The following is a 466-nucleotide window of genomic DNA, read 5'->3' as shown; positions in this document are numbered from 1 at the left end:
GTACTGGTCGGTGGGGAACTCGTTGACGAAGCCGTAGCCGGGTCCGCCGGTGCCCTGGCCGGTGGGGTCGCCGCACTGGAGGATCTTCAGGCCGGTGGTGCTGAGCCGGTGGCAGGGGGTGTCGTTGAAGTAGCCCTGCTCCGCGAGGCTGACCATGCTGTTGACCGTGCACGGGGACTCGGCGCGGTTGAGGTCGAGTCCGATCGGTCCCTGGGTGGTGTCCAGGTTGACCGTGACGGTGCCCTCGGCGGAGACGGCGCTCGCGTTCGGCATGTTCGCGGGCTTCGCGGGGGCCTGACCGTCCGGCATGTAGGTGCAGTCCACGGTCGCGGGCAGGGCCTCGGCGCGGCCCGCGGGCATGACACCGGCCTCCTGGGGTGCGCTGCTCGCCGCGGTGGTGGACATGTCTGCGCTGTCGTCGCCCTTGGTCAGGTTGTAGACGACGGCTCCGGCCGCGACCACGAGT

At 70.6% G+C, this 466-nt stretch carries 1 protein-coding gene; it reads right to left on the bottom strand.

Annotation, left to right across the window (positions count from 1 at the left end):
• Positions 1-466, bottom strand: a 466-nt coding sequence (locus AC1DYG_RS19635) for a peptidylprolyl isomerase (protein WP_477641529.1), incomplete at both ends; no start/stop codon positions are given.

The organism is Pedococcus sp. P1_H8, assembly GCF_056405175.1.
Note: the sequence above shows the minus strand (reverse complement) of the source record. Positions and strands in the feature narration are given on the sequence as shown.